At 69.4% G+C, this 6,952-nt stretch carries 6 protein-coding genes and 1 pseudogene; 4 read left to right on the top strand and 3 right to left on the bottom strand.

Annotated features, from left to right (window positions below; all coding sequences use genetic code 11):
* Positions 1–300: 300 nt before the first annotated feature.
* Positions 301–2,559, top strand: coding sequence for an ATP-binding SpoIIE family protein phosphatase (locus tag IE294_RS41880; RefSeq protein ID WP_189894622.1), 2,259 nt, complete (start codon positions 301–303; stop codon positions 2,557–2,559).
* A gap of 93 nt (positions 2,560–2,652) precedes the next feature.
* Positions 2,653–3,312, top strand: a complete 660-nt coding sequence (locus IE294_RS41875; protein ID WP_189894621.1) for a response regulator transcription factor — start codon at positions 2,653–2,655, stop codon at positions 3,310–3,312.
* Positions 3,313–3,334: 22 nt separating this feature from the next.
* Here IE294_RS41875 and IE294_RS41870 read toward each other — a convergent pair whose 3' ends face one another.
* The 3 genes and pseudogenes from IE294_RS41870 to IE294_RS49965 form a co-directional block, all read right to left on the bottom strand.
* The gene (locus IE294_RS41870; RefSeq protein ID WP_189894620.1) at positions 3,335–3,697 is read right to left on the bottom strand and encodes a response regulator; all 363 of its coding nucleotides are present in this window, start codon (positions 3,695–3,697) and stop codon (positions 3,335–3,337) included.
* Positions 3,698–3,759: 62 nt separating this feature from the next.
* Entirely contained in the window at positions 3,760–4,809 is a 1,050-nt protein-coding gene (locus IE294_RS41865) for a PAS domain-containing sensor histidine kinase (RefSeq protein ID WP_229917926.1), read from the bottom strand.
* A 40-nt stretch (positions 4,810–4,849) separates the two neighbouring features.
* Positions 4,850–5,047, bottom strand: a pseudogene (locus tag IE294_RS49965) (SDR family oxidoreductase); the annotation flags it as partial.
* Between the two features lie 729 nt (positions 5,048–5,776).
* Here IE294_RS49965 and msrA point away from each other — a divergent pair.
* Both msrA and IE294_RS41850 read left to right on the top strand, forming a co-directional pair.
* Positions 5,777–6,304, top strand: a complete 528-nt coding sequence (msrA, locus tag IE294_RS41855) for a peptide-methionine (S)-S-oxide reductase MsrA (protein ID WP_189894619.1) — start codon at positions 5,777–5,779, stop codon at positions 6,302–6,304.
* Between the two features lie 144 nt (positions 6,305–6,448).
* Complete coding sequence (locus IE294_RS41850) at positions 6,449–6,916, top strand: nuclear transport factor 2 family protein (RefSeq protein ID WP_189894618.1); 468 nt, start codon at positions 6,449–6,451, stop codon at positions 6,914–6,916.
* Positions 6,917–6,952: the final 36 nt, after the last annotated feature.

Raw genomic sequence — 6,952 nt, 5'->3', positions numbered from 1 at the left:
CTCGATCGCCTCGGAGTTCTCCCGGCCCACCGTCACAAAACCCATGACACACACCCTTCGTCGTAGGAATTCTGACTCCAAGATTCGGCCGGTTTTCCGGTTCCCGCATCGCATGAACAAGTGAATCGCGCCGGAATCCGCCGCAGGCGTGCCGAGGCGCGGGCGCCTCTGTCTCATCTTCTGGACGATCGGTTGCCCTACGGCCCGGCGGTGGTCACCGTGGAGCCACATCGATCCGGACATTTCGGGCGAAAGTCAGAACAGCGCCACCGGACGACCGGCCGAGGAGGTCTCCCCGACATGGCACACGAGCAGTCCTTCGCCTTCGACGCGGAAGGCACATCGGTCCGGCCGGAAAGCAGAGGGCAGCCGGACGATCTCGGGCACGAGCCCACCCACCGCTTCTTCGGCGAACTGCTCGACCGGGCAGGCTGCGACGCGTCCGCCGTGCTCCAACTCGACGTGTGGCGCGACTCGTCACACACCCATGTCGCCGTCGCGGGAACCGCGCCCACCGCCGCGTTCGCGCGCGTCCAGGCCGCGTACACCCGCTCGGCCTTCGAGCACGCCGCGGCCGGAATGGAGTTGTACGACGCGGAGTTGAGGGTGCTGCGCAGCAACGCGGCGGCCCTGCGCATCCGTGGCCGTACGGCCGCACAAGTGTTGCACCGCCCCGTGGCCGACCTGGACGGCAGCCTGCCGGCGAGCCGACTGCTGCGGGAGGTCGTCCAGGGGCCGGACCAGGTGGCCGAGCGCTTCGTCAGCGTGCCGACCAAGGGCGCCGGACACCGGGTCTACCGGGTCACCGCCATGTGCCTGCGGGACGGCGGCACGGTCGTCGGGGCTGCCACGTTCATCCACGACGTGACCGGCGAGTCCCGCTCGCACGCCGCGGAGCGACTGCTGTCGGCGGCGCACCGCCGGATCGGTACGACGCTCAGCGCGGCCCGCACCAGCCAGGAGCTGGCCTCCACCCTCACCGAGGACTTCGCCGACGCCGTGTCCGTCGACCTGGTCGACGGCATTCTGCACGGGACGGAGCCGCCCGGTGCCCCGCTGGACGCCTCGACCCCCCTGCGCCGCACGGCCTTCGAGAGTCCCGGCGGGCTGGACGGCGTGTACGCCGTCGGCGAGCCCAGCCACTTCTTGTTCCCCACCCCCTACACCCAGGTTCTCGGTGACCTGACCGCCCGGCTGGTCGATCCCTCCGCAGCACTCGCCGACTGGCTCATGCACGACGCGGCCCGCGCCGGGGCGCTGCGCGCCGCCCGCGTCCACTCCATGATCGTCGCCCCGCTGGTCCACCAGGACCGTGTACTGGGCCTAGCGTGCTTCTACCGCGGCCCGAGACACCCCGTCCCCTTCGACGCGCAGGACCTGGCGCTGGTCGAGCAGGTCATGGCCAAGGCATCGGCGCACATCGAGAACGCGCGCAGGTTCACGCGCGAGCACACCACGGCGGTGACGCTGCAACGGCGGCTGCTGCCACGGTCCCTGCCGGAGGTGACGGCGGTGACCACGGCGCACTTCTGGCGGCCGGAACGCCGCCGGACCGCCTGGTTCGACGTCCTGCCGCTGTCCAGCGCCCGGGTCGCCCTGGTCATCGGCGAGGTGCCGGAGCAGGGTCTGGACGCCTCGGTGGACATGGGCCTGCTGCGGACCGCGGTGACCACGCTCGCGGGGCTGGAACTGCCGCCGGAGGAGGTGCTCGCCCACCTGGACGACGTGGTCCCGCGCCTGGGCCTCGCGGACACGGCCTGCGGCCCTGTGGACACCCGGACCGCCGACGAGCGGGCCCGCTGCCAGTACTGCGTCTACGACCCCGTCACCGGCGACCTCGCCGTGGCCTCCGCGGGCTGGCCCGGCCCCCTGGTGACCGCGCCGGACGGCGCGGTGCGCGAGCTGCCGGTGCCCCGTGGCCCGGCGCTGGGCAGCGGCGTCGGTTACGAGACCGCCCGGACACGGCTCGCTCCCGGCAGCGTGCTGACGCTCTACTCGGCCTCACTCCTGCGGGAGCCGCCCTGCGACGAGCCGGCCGCCCGGCTCCGGCACGCGGTGGCCGCCGCACCGGGCGACGCCCAGGGCACCTGCGACACCGTCGTGTACCGGATGATGGGCGGACCACGCGAGCGAGGCGCGGCGGTACTCACCGCGGCGACGCACCGGCTCGCCGGCGACTGCGTCGCGACGTGGACGGGATCGCGGGATCCGGCCGGCGTGGCCGCCTGCCGGCGGTGGGTCCGTGAACGGCTGGCCCGGTGGGAGCTGACCGATCGGGCCTTCGCGACCGAGACCATCGTGAGCGAGCTCGTCACCAATGTGCTCCGGCACGCCTCAGGGGAGCCGTGCGTACGGCTGATCAAGGACGGCGGCCTCACGGTGGAGGTCTCCGACCGGTCCGCGACGGCGCCGCACCTCCGGCACGCCCGGGCCCAGGACGAGAACGGCAGGGGCCTGCTGATCGCCGCCGCACTGGCCCGGCGGTGGGGCACCCGGTACTCGGACGACGGCAAAACCATCTGGGTGGAGCAGGACATGACCGATGCAGATGTCATATGACTGCCATGTCGCACATCATCTGTCAGTACCACACCCATAGACCCGACTTCTTGGGTTACCCCGACTTCATGGGTTAGGGACTAGGATGCAGTCATGAGTGAACCACTGCGAGCGGTACTCGGAGAAGACCAGGCGATCGTCCGCGAGGGTATCGCGACCATCCTGCGCAGCGCCGGCATCACCGTGGCCGCGGCGGTGGACAACGCGGTGGACCTCGTCCGGGTCACCAAGGAGCAGCGGCCCGACGTCGTGATCACCGACATCCAGATGCCGCCCAATCTGGACGCCGACGGTCTGCGGGCGGCGCAGGAGATCCGGGCCGCGCAGCCGGAGACCGCCGTCATCGTGCTCTCCCAGTTCCTCGACGCCTCGTACGCCCTGGACCTGGTCGGCGACGATCCCAGCGGCGTGGGATACCTCCTCAAGGAGAAGGTCGCCAGCCCCCAGATCCTGACCGACGCCGTGGAGCGGGTGGTCGCCGGCGAGTCCGCCCTCGATCCCGATGTCATCTCCACCCTTGTCGGGCGCAAACGCAAGCAGGACCCACTGGCGGCGCTGACGCCGAAGGAGAAGGAGGTTCTGTCCCTGATGGCCGAGGGCCACTCCAACAGCGGCATCGCACGCAAGCTCGTCGTGACCGTACCGGCGGTGGAGCGCCATGTGACGGGGATCTTCATGAAGCTCGGCCTCAGCCACGCCGGCTCGGACCAGCACCGGCGGGTGCTGGCCGTCCTGCGGCACCTCAAGCAGTAGGTGAGAGCCGGGCGCGGCGGGCTCAGGCCGTCGCGCCGAAGATTCCCTTGAGGTCGGCGTCAAACAGCCGGTCCTTGGCGATGAAAGACTCGATCCCCGCCTGCCGCAGTTCGTCCGCGGACCAGAACGACTGCTCGGTGGAGGTCAGCACGATCCGCGGCGGCTGATCCTCCGCACGCAGCATACGGGCGACGGACACTCCGTCGTGATCCGGCAGATGCAAGTCCAGCAGAAGGCCGTCCGGCCGGTGTTCACGTACCGCCGCCAGGGCCGAAGCGCCATCCTCCGACTCGGCGACGACGCGCATACCGCGCGCTGTCAGCAGCGTCTTCGCGATGCGACGGAACCCAGGGTCGTCGTCGACGACCACGATGTTGACGGACATGTCTATCAGGATGCCCGGGATCGCGAAGGACAGGCCATAGGGGCATCCCCACGATGTGCCGCTCATTCCTGTACGGGAATCTCCGCGCGCACCGAGGTGCCCCGGCCCGGCGGTGAATCGATGACGAGGACGCCGTCGAAGGTGCCGACACGGTCCCCGAGGCCGGTCAGGCCACTGCTGACGGCGTTCTTCGGTACCCCGCCGATACCGTCGTCGGCCACTTCGATGCGCAACGCGTCCTTCAGTTCGATGGAGATGCGGACGTGTGACGCCTCCGCGTGCTTCACCGCGTTGGTCAGCGCCTCGGCGATGACGAAGTACGCGTTCGACTCGACCTCGGCGGGCAGCCGGCGCGGGTACTCACCCTCCACGGTCGTCGGCACCGCGCAGCGCTCGGCCAGTGACGTCACGGCCGCCATCAGACCCTGGGCCTGGAGCACCGAGGGGTAGACGCCGTAGGCCAGCTCGCGCAGCTCGTCGATCGCGGTCTGCGCGTCGATGATCGCCTGGTCGAGGAGGCCGACGGCCGCGGTGGCGGAGTCCGGTATCAGATCGCGGGTCAGACGCAGTCCGATCAGCAGGCTGACCAGGCGTTGCTGCGCGCCGTCGTGCAGGTCGCGGGCCGTCTGCCGGCGTACCGACTCGATGCTCTGCATGATCCGCCGCTGCGCGGCCCGCGACTCGTCCGCCCGGATGCGGGCCGCGTCGCGTTCGCGCCGGGCCCGCTCCAGCTCACGGTTCTCGGTGGCGTCGAAGAAGGAGTAGACCACCCCGCGCCCGTCCGGAAGATCGATGGGTGCGGCCCACCAGGAGGCGGGGAAGAAGGAGCCGTCCCGCCGCTTGAACCACTCGTCATTGCCGTGCGCCGGTACCCCCGTGATCGCCGGACGGAGCATCGAGCACTCGGCGGCGGGGAAGGGAGTGCCGTCCGGGCGGTAGGGGTGCAGGGTCTCGTGGCTCGACAAGCCCACCAGCTCGTCGGCGTCGTCGTAGCCGAGCGCCGCCACACCGGCCGGATTGGTGTAGAGGATTTTCCCCCCGTGGTCGACGACCCAGACGACCTGCGAGACGCTGTCCAGGATGGCGGGCAGGACCATACGGATCGATTGCACTTGGGAACTCCTCTTGACTCAACCGCCGCGAAAAGGTGGGTCAGGGCAGGATGGCGTCGATGTGACCGCCGTCGACGCGCAGCGCACCACCGGTCGTCGCGGACACCTGCTCGGAGCTGAGGTAGACGACCATGTGGGCGATCTCCTCGAACTCGATCAGCCGTTGCAGCAGGGACCGCGGCCGGTACTCGCGCTGGGCCTCCTCCCAGGGCAGGGAACGGTCGACGAGCTCATACACGCCGTTCACCCACCCGGGCGGTGGCCCCCCGTGCCCGTGCCTCTTCGTGGCCGTTGACCGCCCCGCGTGCCCCCGCACGCGCCAGCTCCTGGACGGTGGCGGCACCGATACCCTGCGTGGAACCGGTGGCCAAGGTGGTACGTCCGGTCGGATCGATCTGCATGTCCCACGTCCTTCTGCCGCTCGTTGGTGCGCCTGGGGCACCTGTTCCCGCGGGAAGTGCCGTACCTGTCCGCGTGACGGCGAACGGGCTGACAGACATGACGAGCCGACGGACGGCGTGAGGGCGCGCACCACGCGAAATGCCGTCCGCCGACCCGCTGCTCATCGCTGGGGCGACCCCCACGTGGCGCCACAGCGAACTCAGAGACCGGCGGAACGGCCCGGACGGGGGAGATCGGGCCGTTCCACCGACATGAGAAGCATACGACTGACAATCACGATCTGAGTGTACCTGTTACATACAGGCATCAGACACACTAGTTGAGTTATGTGTTTTCAAAATCGCGGATAATGTCGTCGGACAGCACCCCCATGGAGCCCATGGGGATGGCCCCAGGTGCCACGCCGCACGGCCATGGGGTCTGCTCCATCGCGGCGTGAAGGTCCACGAGGGAATCTGGAGTACATCGCGTCAGCCGCGCGAAGGCGTCCGGCCACCGAAGCGTTCCCAGGTCCGGCGGCCGGACGTGACCAGAGAATCGCAAGCGATCGAAGGTGTGTTGAACCATGGCAACTGAACGTGCGCTCCTTGCGGGCGGGTGCTTCTGGGGCGCCCAGGAACTCCTGCGGGACCTTCCCGGCGTCCTGCGCACGCAGGTCGGATATACCGGTGGCGACACTCCGCACGCGACCTACCGGAACCACGGCGACCACGCGGAGGCGGTGGAGATCGTCTTCGATCCGAAGCGTCTGCCGTACCGCGAGCTTCTGGAGTTCTTCTTCCAGTTCCACGACCCCACCACACGCGACCGGCAGGGCAACGACATCGGACGCAGCTACCGCTCGGCCATCTTCTACACGAACGACGAGCAGCGGCGTACCGCGCTGCGGACGATCGCCGACATCGACGCCTCCGGCCGCTGGCCGGGCAAGGTGGTGACGGCGGTGGAACCGGCCGGCCCCTTCTGGTCCGCCGAGGAGGAGCACCAGGACTACCTGCGCAAGCATCCCGGCGGATACACCTGCCACTGGGTACGCCCGGAATGGCGGCTCTCCGACGCGCAGCGGCACGAGCAACGGTCAGGAGCGGCCTGACCCCCCTGTCGGCCGCGGGCCCTCGGCATCGTGGGTGGGGCACCGCGGCTGGTCACCGGGCACTCGTGAGGGATGGGAAGAGTGCCCGGTGACACCCCTTCGCGTACCCCACGTACTCCCATCTGTTCGAAGGAGAGCACAGACATGACGGAATCACGTCCCCCGTTCCCGCCGTTCGACCGGGACGGCGCCTGGGCCAAGGTGCAGGCCGCCGAGGACGCGTGGAACAGCCGGGATCCGCACAGGGTCGCTCTGGCGTACACTGCGGACTCGGTCTGGCGTAACCGTGACGAGTTCATCAGGGGACGGACCGCTATCGTCGAGTTCCTCACCGCCAAGTGGGAGCGGGAACTCGACTACGTGCTGCGCAAGAGTCTCTGGGCGTACGACGACCGTCGCATAGCCGTGCGCTTCCAGTACGAGTGGCATGACCGGGAGGGTCAGTGGTTCCGCAGCTACGGCAACGAGCTGTGGGAGTTCGACGATCACGGGCTGATGCGCAGGCGTGAGGCCAGCATCAACGACGTGGAGATCACCGAGTCCGGTCGGCGCTTCTTCGGTCCCCGGCCGGCGACCGAACGCGGACCCGAGCACGACTTCCCCCTGCACTAGGGCTCTTCCTTCTCACCGCACCAACTGGTCCCACCG

It is taken from the genome of Streptomyces canarius, from assembly GCF_014650735.1.
Lineage (GTDB): Bacteria > Actinomycetota > Actinomycetes > Streptomycetales > Streptomycetaceae > Streptomyces > Streptomyces olivaceoviridis.
This window is presented reverse-complemented; position numbering and strand designations above follow the sequence as displayed.

Excerpts from the sequence above, each read along its gene's own strand:
- IE294_RS41880 (WP_189894622.1), top strand. The coding sequence starts at position 301 with ATGGCACACGAGCAGTCCTTCGCCTTCGACGCGGAAGGCACATCGGTC.
- IE294_RS41875 (WP_189894621.1), top strand. The coding sequence starts at position 2,653 with ATGAGTGAACCACTGCGAGCGGTACTCGGAGAAGACCAGGCGATCGTC.
- IE294_RS41870 (WP_189894620.1), bottom strand. The coding sequence starts at position 3,697 with ATGTCCGTCAACATCGTGGTCGTCGACGACGACCCTGGGTTCCGTCGC.
- msrA (WP_189894619.1), top strand. The coding sequence starts at position 5,777 with ATGGCAACTGAACGTGCGCTCCTTGCGGGCGGGTGCTTCTGGGGCGCC.
- IE294_RS41850 (WP_189894618.1), top strand. The coding sequence starts at position 6,449 with ATGACGGAATCACGTCCCCCGTTCCCGCCGTTCGACCGGGACGGCGCC.